Source organism: Microbacterium sp. LB12 (genome assembly GCF_037150835.1).
Taxonomy (GTDB): domain Bacteria; phylum Actinomycetota; class Actinomycetes; order Actinomycetales; family Microbacteriaceae; genus Microbacterium.
Map to the genome: position 1 here is coordinate 1 of NZ_JBBCPF010000011.1, position 22,234 is coordinate 22,234.

At 70.2% G+C, this 22,234-nt stretch carries 17 protein-coding genes; 6 read left to right on the forward strand and 11 right to left on the reverse strand.

What is annotated here, in order from left to right; all coding sequences use genetic code 11:
• The 3 genes from WFM69_RS16220 to nhaA form a co-directional block, all read left to right on the forward strand.
• Nucleotides 1–252 (forward strand): hypothetical protein (locus tag WFM69_RS16220; protein ID WP_337006512.1); only part of this gene is annotated, 252 nt, incomplete at its 5' end.
• A 355-nt stretch (nucleotides 253–607) separates the two neighbouring features.
• A complete protein-coding gene (locus tag WFM69_RS16225) occupies nucleotides 608–1,573 on the forward strand; it encodes a tyrosine-type recombinase/integrase (protein ID WP_337006514.1) in 966 nt (321 codons plus the stop codon).
• Between the two features lie 564 nt (nucleotides 1,574–2,137).
• Nucleotides 2,138–3,400, forward strand: coding sequence for a Na+/H+ antiporter NhaA (nhaA, locus tag WFM69_RS16230; protein ID WP_337006516.1), 1,263 nt, complete (start codon nucleotides 2,138–2,140; stop codon nucleotides 3,398–3,400).
• 55 nt (nucleotides 3,401–3,455) lie between these two features.
• Here the strand turns inward: nhaA and WFM69_RS16235 are convergent, their stop codons facing one another.
• The 9 genes from WFM69_RS16235 to WFM69_RS16275 form a co-directional block, all read right to left on the reverse strand.
• Nucleotides 3,456–3,887 carry a DUF1003 domain-containing protein gene (locus WFM69_RS16235; protein WP_337006518.1) on the reverse strand — a complete coding sequence of 144 codons (432 nt, stop codon included), beginning with the start codon at nucleotides 3,885–3,887 and terminating at the stop codon, nucleotides 3,456–3,458.
• Nucleotides 3,888–3,938: 51 nt separating this feature from the next.
• Entirely contained in the window at nucleotides 3,939–5,471 is a 1,533-nt protein-coding gene (locus WFM69_RS16240; protein ID WP_337006520.1) for an MFS transporter, read from the reverse strand.
• A 47-nt stretch (nucleotides 5,472–5,518) separates the two neighbouring features.
• The gene (locus WFM69_RS16245; RefSeq protein WP_337006522.1) at nucleotides 5,519–7,255 is read right to left on the reverse strand and encodes an amidohydrolase; all 1,737 of its coding nucleotides are present in this window, start codon (nucleotides 7,253–7,255) and stop codon (nucleotides 5,519–5,521) included.
• Nucleotides 7,256–7,287: 32 nt separating this feature from the next.
• Nucleotides 7,288–8,856, reverse strand: a complete 1,569-nt coding sequence (locus tag WFM69_RS16250; RefSeq protein WP_337006524.1) for a carboxylesterase/lipase family protein — start codon at nucleotides 8,854–8,856, stop codon at nucleotides 7,288–7,290.
• A 17-nt stretch (nucleotides 8,857–8,873) separates the two neighbouring features.
• A complete protein-coding gene (locus WFM69_RS16255; protein ID WP_337006525.1) occupies nucleotides 8,874–9,560 on the reverse strand; it encodes a GAP family protein in 687 nt (228 codons plus the stop codon).
• A 64-nt stretch (nucleotides 9,561–9,624) separates the two neighbouring features.
• Entirely contained in the window at nucleotides 9,625–11,322 is a 1,698-nt protein-coding gene (locus WFM69_RS16260; protein WP_337006527.1) for a hypothetical protein, read from the reverse strand.
• Complete coding sequence (locus tag WFM69_RS16265; RefSeq protein WP_337006529.1) at nucleotides 11,319–11,960, reverse strand: response regulator; 642 nt, start codon at nucleotides 11,958–11,960, stop codon at nucleotides 11,319–11,321. Before WFM69_RS16265 ends, WFM69_RS16260 begins: the two co-directional genes overlap by 4 nt.
• Before the next feature lie 87 nt (nucleotides 11,961–12,047).
• On the reverse strand, nucleotides 12,048–13,586 hold the full coding sequence (locus tag WFM69_RS16270; RefSeq protein WP_337006531.1) for a VaFE repeat-containing surface-anchored protein: 1,539 nt from the start codon (nucleotides 13,584–13,586) through the stop codon (nucleotides 12,048–12,050).
• A gap of 171 nt (nucleotides 13,587–13,757) precedes the next feature.
• Complete coding sequence (locus WFM69_RS16275; RefSeq protein WP_337006533.1) at nucleotides 13,758–14,480, reverse strand: helix-turn-helix transcriptional regulator; 723 nt, start codon at nucleotides 14,478–14,480, stop codon at nucleotides 13,758–13,760.
• A gap of 225 nt (nucleotides 14,481–14,705) precedes the next feature.
• Between WFM69_RS16275 and WFM69_RS16280 the strand changes: the two genes are divergently transcribed.
• The gene (locus WFM69_RS16280) at nucleotides 14,706–16,505 is read left to right on the forward strand and encodes a sigma-70 family RNA polymerase sigma factor (RefSeq protein WP_337006535.1); all 1,800 of its coding nucleotides are present in this window, start codon (nucleotides 14,706–14,708) and stop codon (nucleotides 16,503–16,505) included.
• Here WFM69_RS16280 and WFM69_RS16285 read toward each other — a convergent pair.
• Complete coding sequence (locus WFM69_RS16285) at nucleotides 16,492–18,333, reverse strand: 2-isopropylmalate synthase (protein WP_442928402.1); 1,842 nt, start codon at nucleotides 18,331–18,333, stop codon at nucleotides 16,492–16,494. The genes WFM69_RS16280 and WFM69_RS16285 overlap by 14 nt on opposite strands.
• 177 nt (nucleotides 18,334–18,510) lie before the next feature.
• On the opposite strand from WFM69_RS16285, the gene WFM69_RS16290 reads away from it, so the two are divergent.
• Together WFM69_RS16290 and WFM69_RS16295 are read left to right on the forward strand one after the other, a co-directional pair.
• Nucleotides 18,511–19,179 carry a FadR/GntR family transcriptional regulator gene (locus WFM69_RS16290; protein ID WP_337006536.1) on the forward strand — a complete coding sequence of 223 codons (669 nt, stop codon included), beginning with the start codon at nucleotides 18,511–18,513 and terminating at the stop codon, nucleotides 19,177–19,179.
• Nucleotides 19,176–19,979 (forward strand): ABC transporter ATP-binding protein, encoded by an 804-nt coding sequence (locus WFM69_RS16295; protein ID WP_337006537.1) that lies wholly within the window; start codon nucleotides 19,176–19,178, stop codon nucleotides 19,977–19,979. The genes WFM69_RS16290 and WFM69_RS16295 overlap by 4 nt, the downstream gene beginning before the upstream one ends.
• 21 nt (nucleotides 19,980–20,000) lie before the next feature.
• On the opposite strand, the gene helR is transcribed toward WFM69_RS16295, so the two are convergent.
• Nucleotides 20,001–22,133, reverse strand: a complete 2,133-nt coding sequence (helR, locus tag WFM69_RS16300; protein WP_337006538.1) for an RNA polymerase recycling motor ATPase HelR — start codon at nucleotides 22,131–22,133, stop codon at nucleotides 20,001–20,003.
• Nucleotides 22,134–22,234: the final 101 nt, after the last annotated feature.

Sequence of the window (22,234 nt, forward strand, 5' to 3'; positions counted from 1 at the left end):
GGGCACGAACCGGAGATCGACGTGGATAAGCCAGAGCCCCGGCTGGCAGAACACGCACGCCCGCCCGCCGAAACAACTCAACGAAAAGCGAAACGCGGCTCAACCGAATCGCGACGGTGGATCAGGGCTGAGAACGTCCTCAGAGGCGAACAGGTACTTGAGTGCCCCGGCTTCGTCGTCGCGACGCGTCGGGATGCGGTAGTTTTCCAGATCGAGCAGGAGCTTGTTGAGATCAACCTCAACAATCGGTAGCTGTTCGTATGCCATTCCAGTCCTTCGCTCCATTGACCCGCCTGGCGGTGACACTCCCGAGAAGATCAGGTGAGAGACCGCACTCAGGGTAACCATAGCTAGAGCTTGCGGCGATCCCGATCAGACACGACGTGATCGCCGAGCTAATCGGTAGGTGCCGAGTCGGAGCGGTCCGCATTGCGTATGCCATCGTCCTGCCAGCCAGCCCACCAACGCCAGGCTAGAAGGATGCAGAACAATCATCAGCGAATGAACTCTGACGACCATGGCATGTCGTCCGTACCCGTACGAGATGAGGTGCGAGGTGGGTAGACCCCGGACACCAATCGGCACCTTCGGGAAGATCAGCCACCGCATGACCCAGAACGGATTGCGCGAGGCGCGAGCGCGATACCGCGACTGGGATGGAAGGCTCAGAATAGTCCAGCGCACAGGTGTGACGAAGGCAGCTGCAGAGCTTGCGCTCAAGCGTAAGCTCTCGGAACGATCCCTTTATCAGCCAGGGTTCGCTGGGCTCTGTGCTGACAGCAAGTTCTCCGCGCTCGTGGAGTACTGGCTCGAAGACATGGAGGCCGAGGACAGGCTCACGCTCACGACCCGTCAACTTTACGAACGGAACATGCGCACGCTCGTTGCCCCGATGTTCGCCGAACTCACACTGCGCGAGATCGGTGTCGCTAGGTGCGACTACTTCTTGAAACAGCTCGCTAAGCAGAGCTACAACCGTGCCCGTCAAGCCCGAGTTGTCCTCCGTCTGGCGCTTGGGCTCGCAGTCCGGCACGAGGTGATCCCTCGCAATCCGATGGATCACGTCTCACGGCTGCGCCGGCCCGCTCGGGTGCCCGATGCGTTCAAGGACTCGGATGTCGACTTGATCCGGGAAGCGGTGCGCGCGTGGGAGGAACGCAAGGTCGTTGCTGGTCCCAAGCCCGACGGGCAACTTGGGCAGATCGTCGAGGTACTCCTCGGCACTTCGGTACGGATCGGAGGAGTTCTCGCGATCCGCATCCGTGACGTGGATCTCCGGAGCACGATCCCGACCGTGAGGATCTCGGGCACAATCGTCAGCAACACGGGCCAGCCGACTCGACGGCAAGATCATCCGAAGACCTCGCGGTCGGTGCGCACGATCGCGCTGCCGAAGTTCGTGATCGTGGCGATTAGGGGACGGCTCAAGTCGCGTCTGTCGATCGACCCGGATGCGCTGTTGTTCTGCAATCGCAACGGCGATCCCTTGACGACGAACAACGTGCGTCGTCGGCTTCGCGATGTGATGGACAAGGCTGGCTTGAAAGGTGTGACGCCGCATCGCTTCCGTTGAACGGGAGCGACGGCGATCAACGAAGCGGGCGGCATCGATCTCGCCGCCGAGCTCCTCGGCCACACCGATTCGAGGATCACCGCCCAGCACTACATCGCGCGCAACGACTTGGTGAACCCTGCCACCGCGAGGATGCTGGAAGCACGTTTCGGCAGCACCGGATAGGACATGACGAAGCCCTCGGAGCGGTCGCCTGGAAGTCACCACAAACACGGTTCGGGGGTCGCTCCCGTATAGGTAACAAGTGGGCCAATCTAGTGGTCAACGTCCCTGCAACGCATACAAACCTGACGCGCTCTGCAACGTATGGAACGGGAAAAAGCCCGGTTCCATGTCCAAAACGGCAGTTCCGCCTACCTGGGGGTCAGGGGGTCGCAGGTTCAAATCCTGTCAGCCCGACCACAAAGGGAAGGGCATCTGCTTCGAGCAGGTGCCCTTCCCTTTTCCTTTCCCCAGATTTCGCGCAGCCCATAGCCGGTAGGCTGGTGGAGGAGTGTCGGGAAGCCTGGTCGACGTCTGCGTCGGCCGACCCTGGACGATGCAGATCGACCAGAGGAGAGCTCCTTGAGTGCACTGTCACGAATCTCGACCGCGCGGAATCGCGCCCGCCGCTGGGTCACCGCGGAGACGACCAGCGGCATCCTCCTCATGGTCGCCGCGGCCGTGGCGTTGCTGTGGGCGAACTCGCCCTGGCGCGACAGCTACCGGGCGCTCTCCGAGATCACGATCGGACCCGCGGCCATACACCTCGACCTGAGCCTCGCGACCTGGGCAGCGGACGGCCTGCTCGCGGTGTTCTTCTTCGTCGTCGGAGTCGAGCTCAAGCACGAGATCGTCGCGGGCAGCCTGCGGAACGTGAAGCACGCCGCCGTCCCTGTGCTCGCGGCGGTGGGAGGCATGGTCGTCCCCGCCCTGATCTTCCTCACGGTGATCGTGTTCGCCGGCGACCGCACCGCGGCGCACGGTTGGGCGATCCCCACCGCCACGGATATCGCGTTCGCCCTCGCGGTGCTGGCGATCTTCGGGCGCGGGCTTCCCCGCGCGCTGCGGACGTTCCTTCTCACTCTCGCCGTCGTGGACGACCTCCTCGCGATCATCGTCATCGCCGTGTTCTACACCACCGACATCAACCCGCTCATGCTGCTGCTGGCGCTGGCCTGCGTCGCCGTGTTCGCCGTGCTCGCACGCATGCGCACACCGCGCTGGTGGCTCCTCGTGCCCGTGGCGGTCGTCGCGTGGGTGCTCGTCCACGAATCCGGCGTCCACGCCACGATCGCCGGAGTGCTCCTCGGCTTCACGATCCCCGCGCGCAGGATCCACGGTGAGACCGAGTCGCGGACCCACCGCTTCGACGCCGCGATCCGGCCCTTCTCGTCCGGTGTCGCGCTGCCGATCTTCGCCTTCTTCGCCGCCGGCGTCACGCTCGTCGGCGGGGACGGCGCGGGATCCATCCTGCTGCAACCCGTCGTCCTCGCCATCGTCGCGGGCCTCGTCGTCGGCAAGGTCCTGGGCGTCCTCGGCGTGACCGCGCTCGTCACCCGGCTCACCCCGCTGCGACTTCCCGACGCGATCGGGATCCGCGACCTCCTCCCCGTCGGGCTGCTCACGGGGATCGGGTTCACCGTGTCACTGCTGATCGCCGAACTCTCCTTCGCCGACAGCGAGCACACCGCCGGCGCGAAGGTGGCCGTGCTCATCGGCACCGTGCTCGCCGCGACCCTCGCCGCGATCCTGCTCCGATGGGACGCCCGCAAGGCGCGGTCCGCGGACATGAACGACGACGGCGCCGCGGACGTCGACACAGCACGCATCGGCGACGACACCTGAGGCCGCCTGCGCCGGTCGGTCACCGCCCGTGCGGGAAGCGACCGTAGGAGCTCGCTCACCGCGCGTCAGAGGGAGCCGTCGTCGATCCCGCATCGCCCTTCACCGCGGCGCGGAGTTCGCGGAGGAGGTCAAGCTGGAGACGGTTGATCTCCATGAGCTCCTCGATCTCCTTCTTCGCGGCGAGGTTCGTGTCGTAGTCGTGCTGGGCGAGAGCAGCGGCGATCGCATCCTGACGCTTCGCGGCGATCAGCAGGATCGCTCCCTGGAGCCCGGCGAGCATGCTCAGGAAAAGGTTGAGCAGGATGAACGGGTAAGGATCCCACGTGCTCGCGGTGGTGTTCAACACTGCCCAGGCAGCCATGAACACCACGAACCCGGCGATGAAGGGCCACGACCCCATCCCGTTGCGCAGCCGATCGGCCGCGCGCTGCCCGGTGGTGAGATGCTCGGCTTGAGCCGTGTGCCAGTTGGTGAGCGGTCGCGTCATCGGGCCATGCTACGCCGCGCATCGCCGCACTCGGGTGACCGCTCAGACCGCTCAGACCGCCGCGGTCGCGGTCGCGGTCGCGGCCGTGCGGTTCGCCCGCAGGATCAGGCGCCAGCCGAGCGTTCCCATCAGGGCGGACACCACAGCGATGCCGAGCATCAGCGCACCGAAGCCGTCCTGGTAGGCGGCGACCGCCGCATCGAACACCGCCGCGTCGGGGCGCGTGCCGTCTTTCGCGAAGGCGCCCACGTCGGCCAGCGCCGCCGCGACCTGGGCATCGGACATGCCCGCGTCATGGAGCCGCGCGCTGATCCCCACGATCGTGAGCTGCGTGACCACGACCGTCGAGAGCGCCGTGCCGAGTGAGTAGAACAGCTGGCCGAACGTCGTCCGCGAGCTCGTGACCGGCCCGTAGTACTCGGCCGGCGCCTCGCTGAGCACGAGGGTCCCATAGGGGAGCGCTGCCGCCGTCGCCCCCAACGCGATCAGGATGCCGGCCGGCACGAACGCCAGAGGAGACATCGCCTCCCGCGCGAGCGCTGCCGCCACGAACCCCGCAGCCGAGAACAACCCGCCCAGCAGCAGCGAGGTCTGCGCGCTCATGCCCTTCGTCATCAGACGTCCGAGCACGACGGCGCCCGCGATCGAGGTGACCGTGATCGGCAGCTGCCACAGCGCGACGGCGCTCGGGGTGAGACCCAGCACGTACTGCCACAGGTTCGTGAGCTGCAGGAACGAGGCCGCGACCCCGAAGTTGAACACGAATCCGGCGCACAACGCGGCGAGGAACAGCGGACGGCGGAACAACGCGATCGGGAAGAACGGATGCCGGACCCACGTCTGCGACCACGCGAAGCCCGCGAGCAGCACGGCGCCGGAGAGCATGATGCCCCAGGTGACCGGACTCGACAGCGACGTCGCCAATTGCGACACCCCGTACAGGAACGCCACCATGCCCGCGATGAGCAACAGCTGCCCCCACACATCGCGCTTCTCGGTGACGCTCGGAGGCACAACCGGGAGGACGGCGAGCACCGCGACGATCGCGAGAGCCGACAGTACGGGTACCAGGAGGAACGCGGCGCGCCAGTCGACACTCGCGAGCATGCCGCCGGAGAACGTGATGAGCACAGCGGATGCGCCCGACACCGCCGCGAACGCGGCAACGGCGGCGGGGAGTCGGCCCGGCTTCGCGAGCACCTGGATGTACGCGAACGCGGCGGCGTAGACCGCGCCGAGCCCGACGCCGGACATGGCCTGCCCGACCACATATACCGCGGCGCTCGGCGCGGCCGCGACCACCAGCTGCCCGACGATTCCCGTCACCAGCGCGACAACCAGCATCCGCCGTCGTCCGATGCGATCCGCGAGCAGGCCCGTGGTGATGACCGACGCCGCGATCGCAAGAGTCTGCATGGATGCCGCGAGCGCCTGCGCGCCGCCCACCAGGTCGAGGCCGCGGCTGGCGCCGACGAGTGCCGTCGCGGCGATGTTGGGCGCGGAGCCCTGGATCGCCGCGAGCACCCCGAGCAGCGGGATCGCGAGACGGGAGGTCGCCCGGGGAACGGCGGTCGTGGTGTGCATCGGGATCCTTCGACGGCGAGAGGGGGAGGGAGGGGGACGAGCGGGGCTCAGGCCGAGAAGGCGGAGACGCCGCCCACGACCGTCTCCTGCACGGAGATGCGATCCCACCCCGCCGGATCGCTCGTCCACGGGTCGATGTCGACGACGGCGTAGTCCGCGCACATTCCGACACGCAGCATCCCGCGGTCGTCGGCGTGCGACTGCCACGCGGCATGGGTCGTGATCGCGGCGAGCGCCTGGGCGGGGGTGGCGCTGTCGGTCGCGCCGAGCACGGTCCCGTCGGCGTCGAGGCGTCGCAGCACGGCGGTCTGGGCACTGCGCAGCGGCCGCACCGTGGTGACGTTGTAGTCGGAGTGCAGACTCGGACGCAGCCCGGCACGATACGCGGAGGCGACGCGGTCGAGGCGCCCCGCGCGATCCGGACCGAGGATCGTGTCGCGGAAGGCCGCACCCCAGTAGCGCACATGGTCCATGAGGAAGCTCGGGGAGACCCCGACCGCCGCCATGCGCCGCAGCTGCTCGTCGGACGTGACGGAGGCATGCTCGAAGCGGTGACGGAGTCCGGGAGGCGCGCTGGGCAGGAGCTCTTCCGCGGCGTCCAGGGCGAGATCGATCGCCGCGTCGCCATTGGTGTGGATCATGAGCTGCCAGCCGTCGTCGAGCCCCGCGCGCATGACTTCCCGGAGACCCTCCGGCGTCCAGTTCGGGTGCCCGCCGTCAGCCTGGCCGAGGTACGGCTCGCGGAAGTAGCCCGACCGGCCCTGGTTCGACCCGTCGGCGACCAGCTTCCACGCGTCGGCGCGCACCATGTCGTCGCCGCTGAACGGCGTCACTCCGGCTTCCCGCCACGCCGCGGCAGCCTCGGCCGGAGTCGCGCACCCCTGGAGGGTGGAGAACTGCGCGGTCGACACGCGTACCGGCAGCCGCTGGGCGCCGTTGAGCCGGTGCAGCAGCGCGACCTCGCTCACGCCCGCGATCGTGCCGGTCATCGCCTCCCGCATCGAGGTGACGCCCTGACTGGCGAACTCGGTCAGGATCTGACGCACGCCGCGGGCGATATCGGCCGCATCGGGGCGGGGCAGGTTCGCCAGCAGAAGCGTGACCGCGGGAGCCTCGCCGACGACACCCGTGAGACGACCGTCGACCTTCTGCAACGTGCCACCGGCGGGGGCCGGCGTGCGATCGGTGAGGTGTGCGGCATCCAGCGCCGCCGAGTTCGCGTAGGCGAAGTGCATGGACGCGTTGAGCACCACGACGGGGTTGTCGGGCGCGACCCGGTCGAGGATGTCGCGCGTGAGCCCCGGCTCGCCCGGGTAGAGGCTCGGGTCGAACAGCTTGGCGAGGACGTACTGTCCGGCGGGGGTCGTGGCTGCCGCGTGCTTCACCGCGACGACGACATCGTCGAACGTCGGGCAGGTGTCGTGCGACACATCGACCCAGTCGAGCGTGAGCAGCGACACCCAGACGTGGGCGTGGGGCTCGATCAGTCCCGGGATCACCACGCCGTCCGGTGCCACCCGTGTCGTGGAGGGCCCGATGAGACCGTCCACGTCGGCGAGCGAGCCGAGTCCGATGATCCGTCCGCCGGAGATCGCCATCGCCTGCGCGGTCGGGGCATCCGGGTCGCCGGTGGAGATGCGGCCGGCCACGAGCAGGTCCGCGCGGCCTCCGGGCGATGGCGCGCCCTGGTGCCCGACCGGCGTGATGTCGGTGCCGGCGGCGCCGATCGCGGGTGCGAGGTGCGCCCGCATGGTGTCGGTGCCGGCGCAGCAGTCGTCGGACATGGTGATGCTCCTCGAAGGGGATGGCGGATGGATCAGCGGAAGTCGAGGACCTCGTCGCCCCAGGCGGCGCGTAACGGACCGTCGAGATCGGGGACGAGCGTGTCCTGCCGCTCGATCACAAGCGTCTGGCGGGACTCGTGTGCGGCATCGACGGAGTAGGCGGCCCACGCGGGAGCATCCGTGGCGTCGGGTGTGCGACCGTGCGCGAAGGCGGTCCACCGTTCCTGCATCCGCACCGAGATCTCCTGTGCCGCGCGACGGCCACCGAGCCGGAACGTGGGATCCTTCGGCCCGCTGGACAGGTTTCCCCACAGGTACGGGAGCTCGGTCGCATGCGTCGCCCCCAGGCCGATCAGCCGGAGGAACGGGGCGGCATGATCGAAGCGGTACAGCCACACCTCGGCGACGGTGCTGTGTCCTTCCGCGATCCACAGCGTCGGCATCCGGAACCCGATATCGCGCGCGATCCCGAGCCCCACGGTGCGCTGCCGCACGTTCTCGTATGCCGTCTGCACCTGCGCGACCGAGGGGAGCTCGATGGTCGGGTTGTCCTCGGCCATGTCGGTGAACATCTGCCGGATGCGGTCGTCGGTGATGGGGATCAGCGGCGACTTCATGAACTTGAACAACGACGCCTCGTCCTTGTTCGTCCCGATCATGAGAGGAACGCGGATGCCGCGGCCCTCGCGGAGCACGCTCACGGGCGCTTCCGGCAGCAGGTCGCCGTCGATGACGGGTGCGAAGGCGAGAGTACCCGGTGCCTCATCCGGCACGGCAGCGTAGATGGTCATCCCCGCCGTCACGATGTCATCGACGGATGCCGCGCGCAGTGCCCCCGCGGCTGCCGCAGCATCCGTCGAATCGATGCCCAGCTCATGCACGAATCGCGCCGCGACGTCACGCGCCCGCTCGATCCCGTACATGCTCGAGGCGGGGGAGGACTGCGCGATGGCGCGGGCGAACAGGCCTTCGGCCGAAGGCGTCGCCAGCAGCGTCGTCACGAGCCCGCCTCCCGCGGACTCCCCGAACACCGTCACCCTGTCCGCGTCGCCCCCGAACGCGGCGATGTTCCGCTGCACCCAGCGCAGGGCCAGCAGCACATCCTTGAGGGCGAGGTTGCGATCGAAGTCGCCGTCCGGCAGGAGACCCATGAGGTCCAGGAAACCGAACGCGCCGAGACGGTAGTTGACGGTCACCACCACGACATCCCCGCGCGCGGCGAGCGAGGTCGCGTCGAACAGCGGCTGACTCGACGACCCGAACGTGTAGGCGCCGCCGTGCAGCCACACCATCACCGGACGCGGGGTCTCACGCGCCTCCTGCGGCACCCACACGTTCAGGACGAGGCAGTCCTCGTCCATCACGGCGTCGTCGCCGAGCGGCACTGCCGGGTTGGCCTTCTGCGGACACACGTTCCCGTAGGAGGTCGCGTCGACCTCTCCGGCGACGGTCGGGGCGGCGACCGGGTCACGCCAGCGCAGCGGTCCGACCGGAGCCTGCGCGTAGCGGATGCCGCGCCAGGCATGCACGCCGTCAGCGGTGCGTCCGCGGAACGTGCCGGCGGGGGCGGTGGCGAGGGGTGGGGTGGTGAGTGGGGACATGGCGGCTCCTGACGAGGTCACGAGGAAGAGGAGACGAGGTGGTGGAGGACCTGTGCGGCCTCGTTCGCGGCGAGGATGGCGAACAGCACGGTCATCATCGCGGCGTTGTGCGTGATCATCTCGGTCTTGAGGCGTCTGAGCGCCGCGGCCACTCGTGGCGATCCGCCCGTGGCGACCGCGGTGGGGAGGATGAGGAGCAGGGATCCGGCGACGGCGAGTGCGAGGCACAGTCCGACCGCGGCGATGAGGGGGAGGTGGGCCTCGCCGATCAGCGCACCGCCCTTGAGTGCGAGCGGGATGTTCTTGGTGTTGGTGAGGGCCATGACCAGCCCGAGGGCCGCCGCCTTGGCGGGGGTGACGGTGTCGATCGCGGCCAGCCAGCTCGGCGCCTTCGGCTGCTGGCCGTGTTGTGGTCGCGACAGCCAGCTGGCGACCGCGAGCACGGTGAACCCCAGCGCGAGCACGATCGCCAGGACGAACGACACCGTCCGGGCCGTGCCGGTCGGAGATGCCGACGAGGCAGCCGCAGACGACAGCGCCCCGACCACGATGAACACGAGGGACACGGCGGTGAAGGCCAGCGTGTAGACCGGGGCGGCGGCGCGACCGCGCGGTGCCAGCACGATCGCGACGATCGCGACGATGGGCAGCGGGGAGAGGAGCATCCCCACGGCCAGCGGGAGCAGATCGTGCAGCTGGTTCACGTCGGTCCGTTCGTCATCGGCCCCGGGTGGGGCGATGACGACGTTACGGCGGGGTGCGTCGAGCTCAGCCGCGATGTTCGGCTGACGCGACAGCCCGAGCGGCAGCGACGGGGAAGGATGCTTCGAGCGTCATGCCTTCCGCACCGGGGAGAAGCCGTGCGCCGAGCTCGTGCATCCGGGAGGAGGGGCGCAGCACGGCGCTCGGCGCGACGGCACCGGGCGACCACACCCGCACGCGCACCTGAGGTCCGGCACCCGTCGCGACCTGCCGCAACGACACCTCCGCCTGTCGACCGCTGCCGTGCTTCGCGACGTTCAGCAGCCCTTCCGCGACCACGTCGTACGTGTCCCTGGCGATCCACGGCACCGCGCCCAAGGCCGCACGCGACGCATCGTCGATGTCGATGCGGAGGGCGATGACGTGCGCCCAGGTGTCGAACAGGCCGGTCAGCGACACCTGGCCGCCGGGGCCGGGAGCGGCGGAGAAGGTCTGCGGCAGGCGGTCGATGACGGTGTGGAGATCGTGTCGCAGACGCTGCAGTTCGTCCGTGGTCGGTGCCGGGTGGGCGAGGGCGAACACGATGCAGGCGCCCTGCCCGTCGCGGTGCAGCAGTTCGGCCGCGCCACGCAGCCCCTCGCGCGTGGGGCGGGTGCCGGCCCGTGCCGCATGCTGCGCGTCGGCGACCGCACCGGACAGCCGCCGCCGTTCTCGGCGCAGGTCGTGCAGTGCCCCCGCGCAGAAGCTCGCGGCGAGCGCGAACCCGAGGTAGGCGACCGCCGACACGGCGGCCAGGAGCGGGCGCACGCCTTGGGCGATCGCGAGTGCGGAGAGCGCAAGCCCGAGGCCGGCGGACAGGAGGAGGAAGAGCCCGGTCGCGCGGCCAGGGTTTCGGGAGATTCGCCGGTGGCGGGGGAGCGCATCCACGACCGCACCCCCGACGACGAGCACCACTACTCCGGTAAGCAGGTCGATCGGTTCCTGGGTCCGCGCCGCGTAGGGCAGCAGGCTGGCCGCGTACACGACCGTGACGACCGCGCGAGGGGGGACCCGCACGGAAAGGCGGCGGGGCAGCGGCTCGGAGCGGCGGGTCGCGCCAGGGCCGTCGCCCGCGCGGAGCACGCCCCCCTCCTCGGCAAAGGAGGCGAGACGGTGGCTCCACGACCGCAGCTGCTCCGCACCGAGTCGCCGCACGCCGGCGGACGACCCGGGCACGTCATCGATGGCCGCATCGAGTGCGACGACAGCTTCCGCGACGAGGTCGCGCGCCTCCTGCGCGAACGCTGCGGCGCGCGTCTGCGCCTGCGTCAGTGCGGTGGCGACGGATCGGAGCAGCGCGTTCGTGCGCCGCAGCGCGTGGAGGGAGCCTTCGATCACCGCGATCACGCTCAGTACCAGCAGCCAGACCACGAGGTTGGTGACGATGCGGAACGGCAGCTGGTCGACGAGTGGCGTGTCGATCCCGGCGAGGCGGAGCCAGGCATCCTGCACGACTGGGCGCAGGGCGCCGCAGAGCACGATCCCCGTGAGCACCACGGCGGCCCTCACGCTCGTGGTGAGACGGCGGCGCTCCCGCAGCGCGATGGCCGTGAGCCCCGCGGCGAAGCACAGCCAGGTGGCGAGCAGAGCGGGCAGGGACTCGATGCCGACCCCGACCGGCGCCATCACCGTCAGCGACAGCGGGAGAGTGATCGCGATCGACCACACCGTCAGGAACCGCCCGCTGCCCACCGCGGCGACGACCGCGCGGGCGAGTGCCCTCATCGGGCGGGGCCGAACGCGGAGAGGTACATCGCGGCCGCGGCCACACGCGGGTTGACGGTCGCATCGTTGGTCACGTCGAGCCGACCGAACAGACGACTGATGGACCGCTCGACGGCCCGCACCGTGCCTCCCGTCTCCACCGCGATGCGATCGTTCGACCATCCGCGCGCGATCATCGCGAGGATCTCCAGCTGATGCCGGGTCAATGCCCCCAACGGGTCGGGGGAGTCCGCCACCGACGCCGCGGGGACCGGATGCGTGGACAGGGCCTGCTCGAGCGCTGCCAGCAGCGTCGCCGGCGAGTCGAGGTTCTGCTTCGCGACGAACACGGCCTGCGCGATGCCCATGGCGGTGGTGCCGGCCGCTGCACGCGGGTAGCTGCTGAGGAAGACGACCGCGATGTGCGGCGCCAGCTCGACGAGCATCGCCGCCAGTTCCGCACCGGACGGGCGGGAGCCGAGGTCGATGTCGGTCAGCAGCGCGTCCGGGTCGAACTCCGTGAACAGGCGCGTCGCCTCGGCGGCATTCGCCGCCGCAGCGGTCTGGAAACCGTGCCGCTCGAGGAGGTCGCACACCAGCATGCGCAGCGCGCCCTGATCCTCGACGACGAGCACCCGTCTCGTCCACTCCGCGCCCACGTTGTCACCCTAGTGGAGCGGGTGCAGGGTGTGACGGGGCGACCGGCCGGTCGGTGTGCGGGGGCTGCCACCGACCGGCCGTCGCGTTCAGTCGGTCAGCGCACCGCGGCGGCGGCGGGCGACGACCAGTGCGGCGCCGGCGAGGACGGCGAGCGCGGCGGCGGACGCCAGGGCGATCGGCAGCGCCCCACCCGTTGCGGCGAGTGCGGCACCGGTGCCCGTGCCGCCACCGGTTCCCGTGCCGTTGCCGCCCGAGGAGCCCGATGCCGTGGGGCCGCCGACGACGACCGGGGCAGCAGCGACCGCGACGGTCTGGCTCGCATCGTCGATGTCGGCGTGCGTGGCGATCGGGGTACCGGTGGTCGTCGCGCCGACGTACAGGTACTCGAACGCCACGAGGCTCTGACCCGCGTAGCCGGACGGCACCGTGAACGTCACGTCCACCGTTCCGTCGGCAGACGTGGGGGTGAAGGTGGTCGAGCCGACGATGCCGGTCGCCGAGGCGTCGCTCTTGCGCATCAGCTCGCCCGCCACGGTGTACTCGGTCCCCGGGGTGAGTCCGGTGTAGGCGATGGCGTCGACGAGCGTGCCACCCGTCGATGCCAGCACCTTGTCGTCGTCGGCGGCATCGGTCAGCGTCGTACCGATCGCGGGGACGGCGGCTGCCGCCCAGATGACCTCTGCCGAGGAGTCGGTCGTGGCGTCCTGTGCGGCCACCACGCCGATCGTCTGCGCGTGGACGCCCGGGGTGGTCGAGGGGACGGTGACGACCATCCCGGTCCCGGTGGCGCCGTCGACGGTCGCGGTCACCGTGGTGGACCCGGCTGCCGCGACGCTGCGCAGGTCGAGGTACAGCTCCTGACCGTCGACGACGGCGTTCGCGTCGATGGCCATGCCGGTCGCATCCGTGATCGTGTACGCGGGATCCGCCGACACCCGTGCCGTCGGCTGATCCGTGGACACGAGGAACGGGCCGACCAGCGTGCCGGCCGTGGCCGCCGCGGAGGGGCCGGTCACCGATACCGAGACGGTCTGCGCGGCGGGCGGCGTCGAGCCGGCGCCCGCGAGCGCCCCGTCGACCAGGTAGTGGTATACGGCTTCGGAGTTCGGGGTCTCCCACGACCAACCGGTGCCGGGGTCGGACCACAGGTCGGTGAAGTTCCAGATCGCGTACTGAGCCGCCTCGATCGCATCGTTGCGCGACAGCCCGGTGATGCCCGCCGCGACCTCGAGGTCGGCGAGGCTCGCCGCAGGGTAGGCGTGCGTGAGCGTCCAGTGCACGCGGGCCTGGATGACCGGGTCGGTGAAGTTGTTGCTCCCGGGGAAGGCGGCGTACTCGCCGAGCACACCCTCCACGCTTGTGCGGGCGGAGACGTCGTGCTCGATGCAGTAGGCCCAGAGGTCCGGCTCGCCGGGGTTGGAGACATCGGCGGGGGTCTCGGCATACAGCGGGAAGATTCCCGTGCCCGAGTAGCCCTGTCGCGCCCCGATCCACACCGAGTCACCCGACTCCACGGCTGCGGCGGGCGCGGCGAGCGACGCCGGGACCACAGCGGCGATGGCGAGCACGACGGCGGCGATCCCGCGTCCGGCTCTCTGGCGACGAGTCGATTCTGTCGTCTTCACGATCGGTGCAGCATCTTTCTCTCGGCGTATGCGCGGCGGACCTCGGGAATGACGTGCGCCGCGATGGACCCCCACGGTCCCGGCTCATTATCGGACCGCACGGCAGAGCCGTTAGCGGGGGTGTCGCTTTTGACCCACGACGGGTGTCAAAACGGCGAAACCGCGTCATGATCAGCCCGCGACCGTGGTGAGGGGCGGCCGCTCGACCGCGAGGTGATCGATGTCGGGGTCGGCATATCCCTCCGCCCAGGCGATGCGGGCCAACTGGAGCTTCGAGCGTGCGGGCCATCCGGCATCCGTGAACTTGTCCCGCACCCTGGTCAGATACTTGCGCGCGGTGTCGTGGCGCACACCGATGCGCACGGCGACCTCGGCGATCGTGAACCCGGAGGCGTAGAGCGCGAGCACCCGCTCCTCCTGGAGGCTGAGGCGCGGACCCTGTGCGTGGCGCTGCATGTCGACCTGCGCGCGCGGTGTGGTGACCGCATGTCCGGTGAGCACCCGTCCGGCGGCATGGACGAAGTCCGATTCGGCGTCGGTCGTGGAGACGAAGCCCTCGATGCCGTCCGTCATCAGGCGGCGGGAGATGCGGCGCGAGGGAGCCGACGTCACCGCCAGCACCCGGATGCCGGCGGACCGCAGCGCGCTCACGGCCTGCGCGAAGGGGGCCGCCTCGCCCTGCGAGGGCACGCCGAGCACCAGCAGGTGCGGCCACTGCGTCTGATCGACTCCGCGCAGCCATTCCAGCAGCGGACGGATGCCCGCACCGGACTGCACCACGTCGAGCCGCAGCTCCTGGGACAGCAGCTGGCCGACTCGACTGCGCTGCAGCACGGATTCCTCCGCGACCGCCGCACGCCGTCCGTGCCGGGCGCCTTCACGCACTTCGAACACTCGATCACCTTCCCTTCATGAGGGAGTGCGCGGATTGCGCGAAAAGTGTCGCGAGATTCTTCGTGACCTCCGAACGGGGGTCACGGGATGCGCCTCGCGGTGCAGACGGATCCGGCCTCCCGCAGCACCGCTACAGTGAGATCGTCCGACTCCGGGGCCATCGCGATCCACGGCGCACGAGGAGGGCTGCTGCACTGAGGCCGCTTCCGAAGGAGCACCCGCGCTGTGACGACGCCCCGCACGACATCGCCTGATGCGCCGCAGGATCGTGTGGCGAACTCCCTGTCGGAATGGTCGGATGACGACCTCGTCGTCGCGTTGCGCGAGGGTGACGCCGCCGCGTACGAGCAGCTCTGGGTGCGCCATGTCGGCGCGGCCGCGCTGGTCGCCCGGCGCTGGGCGCCGACGCAGGCCGACGACCTGGTCTCCGAAGCCTTCCTGACCGTCTACGACCAGATCCGGCACCAGGGCAAAGGGCCGACGAGCTCGTTCCGCGGCTATCTGTTCGCGGTGATCCGCAACATCGCCGCCCGCTGGTACCGCGAGGGCTCTCGTCTCGTCTACGACCCCGACGCCGATCTCGTCGTGGAGGACGAGCCCCTCGGCGCGCTCGAGCGGGCAGACGAATACGTCATGCTGCTGCACGCGTTTCAGGAGCTCCCTGCGCGCTGGCAGCGCATCCTCTGGCTGACCGATGTCGAGAACGCCGACCGCCCGCTCATCGCCGGCGACCTCGGCATCCGTCCGAATGCGGTGTCGTCGTTGCATCGGCGCGCGCGGCAGGGGTTGCGGCTGCACTGGCTGCGGCAGCATGTGCCGGCGGATCTGCGGGAGGATCCCGCGCATGTGGCCGCCGATCTTCCGCACGCGATCCTGCGCGGACCGTTGCCGCTGAGTCCGCGGATGGTGCAGCACCTCGCCGCGTGCCCGCGTTGCCGCGCGGTCGACGGCGAGCTCCGGGCGTCGTACCGCGACGGGCGGAAGGCAGCGGCATCGGTCGGCGGGCTCGCGGCCCTCGGCGTCGTGCTTCCGGCGGCTTCGGCCTGGTGGGTGGCCCCGGTCACGATCACGGCGGCGGCGGGCATCGGACCGCTGGGCGTCGCCGTCGCGCTCGGACTGCTGGCTGCAGGCATCGGCGCCGCCACCCTGTCGACGATCCAGCCCCCGGCCACACCCGCTGCGGCCGTGTCGGAGTCCGAAGTCGCACCCGAGAGCAGTGGGCTCGCCGGGCCTCCTCGAGAGATCGACCCGTCGCCCGCACCCATCGCTGCGCCGCCATCCGTGCCGGCGCAGTCGTCGACGGGTGCAGCGACGCCGGAGATCCCCATCCGCTTCGACCCGAATGGGACCTTCGGCTTCCCGGCGCGCCCGACACCCACCGCGCCCGCCGCACCGGGAACCGTGCTGTTGCCGGGAACGGGACCTGCGAGTCCGGCCGCACCCGCCGTCGCCTCGGCGACGCCCTCGTCCACCTACTTCGCTCCGGTGTTCAGCGGGGTCGTGTCGCCGGGCGCGACCGTCGCGATGCAGGTGGCCGAGAACACCTACAGCGCCGCGCCCGATGCTGCCGGGGTATGGGCTTTCGACCTGCGCTCGCTGCAGCTCCCGGCCGGATCGCATACCGCGACGGTGTGGACCGTGGCCGAGGGTGTGGCATCGCAGCCGACCTCGATGACCTTCACGATCGAGGAGATCGTGCTGGACGGCTTCGCCGATGAGAACCCTTCCGTGACTCTGCGCGACGGCATGGGCGGCGGCTTGCCGTTCATGATGACGGGAGCGCCCAGCGGGTCGGTCTGCATCGAGTCCGATACCGGTCAATCCGCCGTCGTCCCGTTGGATGCCGCGGGAACGGCATCCCGGGTGCTCCGGTTCTACAACTACGGCATCTACGTCCTGCGCATGTCGGCGTGCGACGGCACCCGTTTCGGTCCCGAGATCCGCCGCGTGGTCACGGTGACGACGGGGCTCTTCGACCCGTACGTGCTCGACGACGAGATGAGCTGGGACATCAGCGAGTTCTGATCCCGGCACCGACCGCATCTTCCCGTGCGCTCTCGTTCGCGGCCGCGATCACCGCGGACAGGGTCGCTGTGAGCACGGATCGTCCTCGCCCCGCCGACCAGCTGCTGCCGTCCGCGGTGCGGTGCTCGATCAGGGTGAGTGCCTCGCTGTCGTTGCCGGAACCCATGCTGGCCTGGTGCAGGTTCACGATGTCGACGGCGATGCCGTGCCCCGAGAGCGCCGAGGTGAGGGCTTCGACGGGCCCGCCGGCCGTGTGGGTGCTGTGCGACTCGCGCCCCGCGATGCGAAGGGTGATGCCGGTGCGCCCGGCTCCGTCCGACTCTGAGGTGCCGTAGGAGACGAGGGCGACGTCCCGAGCGTCGGCACCCCCGAGGTACGCCTGTTCGAACACCTCCCACAGCTCGGGGGCCGTCACCTCCGCGCCGGTGGCGTCCGTGTGCCGCTGCACGTGGCGGGCGAAGTCGATCTGCAGGCGCCGTGGCAGCTCGATCCCGTACTCCGACTCCAGCAGGTAGGCGATGCCACCCTTGCCGGATTGGGAGTTCACGCGGATCACGGCGTCGTAGTCGCGGCCGATGTCGGCCGGATCGATCGGCAGGTAGGGGACGCGCCAATCCACCTCGCGCTCCGCGCGCCCTTCGGCGGCGGCCCTGGCCCGATGCTCCGCGAAGCCCTTCCGTATCGCATCCTGGTGCGTGCCGCTGAAGGCCGTGTGCACCAGGTCCCCCACGTAGGGGTGTCGCGGGTGCACCTCGATGCGGTTGCAGAACTCCACGGTGCGGCGGATCTCATCGATGTCGGAGAAGTCGATCATCGGGTCGATGCCCTGTGCGTGCAGGTTCAGGGCGAGCGTGATGATGTCGACGTTGCCCGTGCGCTCCCCGTTGCCGAACAGGCAGCCCTCCACGCGCTGCGCGCCGGCCAGCACGGCGAGCTCCGCGCAGGCGATCCCGGTGCCGCGGTCGTTGTGCGGATGCACCGAGAGGATCACGGCATCGCGACGGGCGAGGGAGCGGTGCATGTACTCGATCTGGTCGGCGTACACGTTGGGAGTGGCGATCTCGACGGTGGCGGGCAGGTTCAGGATCACCGGTCGCTCCGGCGTCGCCTGCCACAGCTCGGTCATGGCGTCGCAGACGTCGAGCACGTACTCGGGCTCGGTGAGGTTGAAGACCTCGGGTGAGAACTCGAATCGCACGTGCGGCAGGTGCCCGGCGAGTTCCCACACGTCGCGGCCGGCGGCGAGGATGAGCTCCTTCAGCTCGTCGCGGTCGTGGCCCAGGACGGTCTGGCGCCAGGTGGGCGCGGTCGCGGTGTACAGGTGGATCACGACGGGATTCGTGATGCCCTCGATGGAGGCGACCGTGCGCTCGATCAGGTCGCGTCGTGCGGCGGTGAACACGACGATCGTGACGTCGTCCGGCGCGATGTCACTGTCGGCGATCAGCCGCACGAAGTCGTAGTCGGTCTGCGAGGCGGAGGGGTATCCGACCTCGATCTCCTTGTATCCCATGGTGACCATGAGGTCGAAGAGGCGGCGCTTGCGCGCGGGATCCATCGGCTCGGCGAGCGCCTGGTTGCCGTCGCGCAGGTCGACGGGCACCCAGAGCGGGGCGGTGGTCAGGCGGTTCGTCGGCCACTCCCGTGCGGTGAGCGGCACCTCGACGCGCGAGTAGACGTCGCGGTAGCGGTGGGAGGGCATCTGCGAGTGCCGCTGCCGGTTCCACGACGGGGCGTGATCGGGAACGGGGCCGGCGGGGGTGGCGATGCGGGGGAACGCGGTGGTGTGAAAGGGCGCGGCGGTGTGAGATGACGCGGTGGTGCTCATGGCGATGCTGCTTTCTTCTTCATCTTCGGGAGAAGACCGGCGCGTGAGGCGGCTCCACGACGGGGAGCCGGTCCGGCTAGGCCCCGCCGTGGCGGCGAAGAAGAAGGAGCTCGTGCGAGAGCATGGCTAGACTGTAGCACGACTCCTCAGACAAGTAGACGAGAGAACGGAGCTGGGATGGCGCAGGTGACGCGGGAACCGCTGGCGGACCAGGCGGCGGAGCTGCTGCTCGACCGCATCAGGGCAGGAGAGTGGGGACTGGGGGAGAAGCTCCCCGGCGAGACGACCCTCGCGCCCCAACTCGGCGTCGGCCGTTCCACGCTCCGGGAGGCGATCCGCCAGCTCGCTGGCCGTGGCGTGCTCGCCTCCCGCCAGGGAGCCGGCGTGTTCGTCACCGCGCTCGACGCGCCCGAGGACTGGGACACCGTGCTCCGGCGCGCCGGCATCGTCGCGGTGATCGAGGCACGCATCGCGATCGAGACCGAAGCGGCCGCGCTCGCCGCAGCGCGTCGTACTCCCGGCGATCTCCGTGCCATCCGTCGCGCCCTCGCCGAACGCGCCGCGCATCGGTCCGATATCGAGAGCCATGTCGACGCCGACACCGCGTTCCACCGCACGATCGTCGCCGCCGCGCACAACCCGGTGCTCCTCGACCTGTTCGACAGCTTCACGCCGCGTCTGCGCGAGGCGATGATCGAGATGCTCCGCATCCGGCGCGAGTTCGGAGACGACGCGGATCACGACGCCCACGTCGAACAGGCCGATGCGATCGCCGCGCGTGACGAGCAGGCCGCCACCGCTCACAGCCGCGCGCATCTGCTGACTCTGCGCGAGGCGCTGGCATGACCGCGCCCGCCGAGGTGCTGCGCCTGCACGCGGTCGACGTGGTGCGCAGCGCGCGACAGATCCTCACCGGCATCGACCTCACCGTGCGTGCAGGGGAGCACTGGGCGCTGATCGGTCCCAACGGTGCGGGCAAGAGCACCATCCTGAGCATGTGCGGCGCGGAGGCGCATCCCACCCGCGGGGCCGTCGAGGTGCTGGGGCAGCGCCTCGGCCGGGTCGAGATCCGTCGGCTCCGGGAGTCGATCGGCCACGTCAACCCGCGCCACCCGCTGCGCTCGCCCCTGACCGTGCGACAGGTGGTGCTCACGGGGGCCACCGGGACGACGGAGATGATGAACCGGTGGGAGCCGTCGACGGAGGTCGTCGAGCGGGCGGATCACCTGATCGGGATGCTCGGACTCGACGCGCTGCAGGGGGCGACGTGGCCGACCATGTCGCAGGGGGAGCGCGGCAGAGCGCTCATCGCCCGGTCGCTGCTGCCCGATCCCGCCCTGCTGCTGCTCGACGAACCGTCCACGGGGCTCGACGTCGCGGCGCGTGAGCAGTTCCTCGAGACGGTCGACCTGCTGCACGACTCGCAGCCCGAACTCGCCACCGTCCTCGTCACGCACCACCTCGAAGAGCTGCCGCGTTCGACCACGCACGCCGCCCTCGTCGCGCACGGCAGGATCGTCGCTCAGGGAGCTGCGGACGAGGTGCTCACCACCGAGCTCGTCACCGCGGCGTTCGACTACCCGATCCGCATCGAGCACCGGGAAGGGCGGTGGCAGGCCCGCGCCGGTCGCGTGCTGGTCGGCTGAAGCCCCGGTGGGTTGCGCTGGTCATTGCAGCACGACGAGCTCGCGGGTGGTCCTGGTCATCGCCACGTAGCGGTCCACGGCTCCGGTCACGTCGTCGCCGAACTGCTCCGGATCCACGAGCACGACCAGATCGAACTCGAGACCCTTCGCCCCCTCCGGACTGAGCGAGCGCACGCGCGTGGACGGGGCGAACGAGGGCGCGCCGATCACGCACGCCACGCCCTCCGGATGCGCGTCGAGCCAGGTCGCCACCACCGTGTCGAGCTCCGCGACCTCGCGGTACCGCACCGGGACGCCGCTCTCCCGCACCGAAGTCGGCACGTTCGCGTCGGGGATCGCCGCGCGGATGGTCGGCGCCGCCGCGGCCATCACCTCCGCGGGCGTGCGGTAGTTGACCCCGAGGTGCGCGATCCGCACGTCGCGCAGCCCCACGCGGGCGAGCCGTTCGGCCCAGCTCTCGGTGAAACCGGTACGGGCCTGGGCGCGGTCGCCGACGATCGTGAAGCTGCGGGAAGGGCAGCGGGCGATCAGCATCCGCCACTCGGCGTCGGTGAGCTCCTGCGCCTCGTCGACGACGATGTGGCCGAACGGGCCGGCCAGCTCGTCCGGAGTGAGCGCGGGCGGGGCATCGACCCCGATCAGCACGTTCCTGGCGTCCTGGCCGCGCAGGATCGACATCACCTTCATCTCGCTGTCATCGTCTTCGATGAGGTGGTCGACCACGTGCGACATCTGCTCCTGCGCGGACGCGATCACGGCCTGACGGCGGTGCTCGTCGCGCACCCGATCCGGGTCGCCGATCCGACGTCGCGCCGCATCGAGGAACGGCAGGTCGGCGACGGTCCACGCCGAGGAAGGGCCGCGCCGGAGGAGGGCGATGTCGTCGTCGGACAGCGCGGGTGAGCACCGTCGCAGCAGTTCGGGTGAAGACCACAGCCGCTGCACCACGCCGGCGGGGGACAGCAGCGGCCAGGCACGGACGAACGTCCCGGTCAGCTCGTCGTCCTGGCGCAGCCACCGCCGGATGACGTGCGGGGGCACCTCGTCGTCGTCCACCTGATCGACGAGCAGTTCCAGGAGCTCCTCCCACACCTCGTCACGTGCCTCGTTGTGCGAGGCGGCGGGATCGGCGGCCGCGAACAGCTCCGTCCACTCCTCGCGACTCACCCAGAGGTCGGCCCAGGGCGATTCGAGGCGCAGGGCGTGGGCGGGTGGTCGTTCGAAGGCCCGCGCTGCGGCGTCGAGCAGCGCCTGCGGATCGAGCGCTGCCTTCCGCGCTGCGACCGCGGAGTCGGCCTCGTCGACCGCCGTCGCCCCCTCCGGGACGAGATCGCGCAGGGTGCTCAGCCGCACCGTGTCCTCGCCGAGGCTCGGCAGCACGTCCCCCACATATGCGAGGTAGTGCGCGTGCGGGCCGATCAGCAGCATCCCGCCGGCGCTCTGCGTGAGCCGCGGCTCGGCGTGCAGCAGGTGGGCGGCGCGGTGCAGGGCCACGACCGTCTTCCCGGTACCGGGGCCTCCGTCCACCACGAGGGCACCGGGCGAGGGGGCGCGGATGATGGCGTCCTGATCGGCTTGGATAGTGGCGAGCACATCCCGCATCCGCGGTGTCCGATGCGTGCCCAGGCTGGCGATGAACGCGGACTGGTCGTCGAGCGACGCCGCGCCGTCGAAGGCGTCGGCGGTGAGGGCCTCGTCCCAGTAGTCGCTGATCCGACCGCCGCTCCATCGATACCGTCGGCGCGAGACGATGCCGTGCGGGTCTTCCATCGTGGCGGCGAAATACGGCTCGGCGGCTGGTGCGCGCCAGTCCACGAGGAGCCGGGTGCCGTCGTCGGCGGCCAGACCGATGCGTCCGATGTAGACGGGCTCGCCGTCGGCGGGTGTCATCCGGCCCAGGCAGATGTCGATGTCGAAGCGCTCCAGCATCCGCAGGCTCCCGCTCAGGCGACGGATCTCGAGGTCGCGGTCCACCGCGTCGCCACCCGAGCCTGCGTCCTGGCGGCGCGCTTCGGTCAGGCGTCGCGTGAGTTCGGCCCGCTGTGCGGCGAGCGATGCGGCGATGCGGGCGAGCTGTGCGCGATCGGCGTCGAGGAGGGCCGGGGTGGCTTTGGCGTGCAGGGTGGCGGCGAGGTGGAACGGGTCGAGGGGCATGGATCTCCTTCTCGTCCGTGCGCGATTCGCACGAGCGAGGGTCGATTCTGCCCCAGGGTGGGGGCCTTGCGGCAAGCCCCCACCTCGGCGATATCCTGGAA

Excerpts from the sequence above, each read along its gene's own strand:
- WFM69_RS16225 (WP_337006514.1), top strand. The coding sequence starts at position 608 with ATGACCCAGAACGGATTGCGCGAGGCGCGAGCGCGATACCGCGACTGG.
- WFM69_RS16235 (WP_337006518.1), bottom strand. The coding sequence starts at position 3,887 with ATGACGCGACCGCTCACCAACTGGCACACGGCTCAAGCCGAGCATCTC.
- WFM69_RS16240 (WP_337006520.1), bottom strand. The coding sequence starts at position 5,471 with ATGCACACCACGACCGCCGTTCCCCGGGCGACCTCCCGTCTCGCGATC.
- WFM69_RS16245 (WP_337006522.1), bottom strand. The coding sequence starts at position 7,255 with ATGTCCGACGACTGCTGCGCCGGCACCGACACCATGCGGGCGCACCTC.
- WFM69_RS16250 (WP_337006524.1), bottom strand. The coding sequence starts at position 8,856 with ATGTCCCCACTCACCACCCCACCCCTCGCCACCGCCCCCGCCGGCACG.
- WFM69_RS16260 (WP_337006527.1), bottom strand. The coding sequence starts at position 11,322 with ATGAGGGCACTCGCCCGCGCGGTCGTCGCCGCGGTGGGCAGCGGGCGG.
- WFM69_RS16285 (WP_442928402.1), bottom strand. The coding sequence starts at position 18,333 with ATGAGCACCACCGCGTCATCTCACACCGCCGCGCCCTTTCACACCACC.
- WFM69_RS16290 (WP_337006536.1), top strand. The coding sequence starts at position 18,511 with ATGGCGCAGGTGACGCGGGAACCGCTGGCGGACCAGGCGGCGGAGCTG.
- WFM69_RS16295 (WP_337006537.1), top strand. The coding sequence starts at position 19,176 with ATGACCGCGCCCGCCGAGGTGCTGCGCCTGCACGCGGTCGACGTGGTG.
- helR (WP_337006538.1), bottom strand. The coding sequence starts at position 22,133 with ATGCCCCTCGACCCGTTCCACCTCGCCGCCACCCTGCACGCCAAAGCC.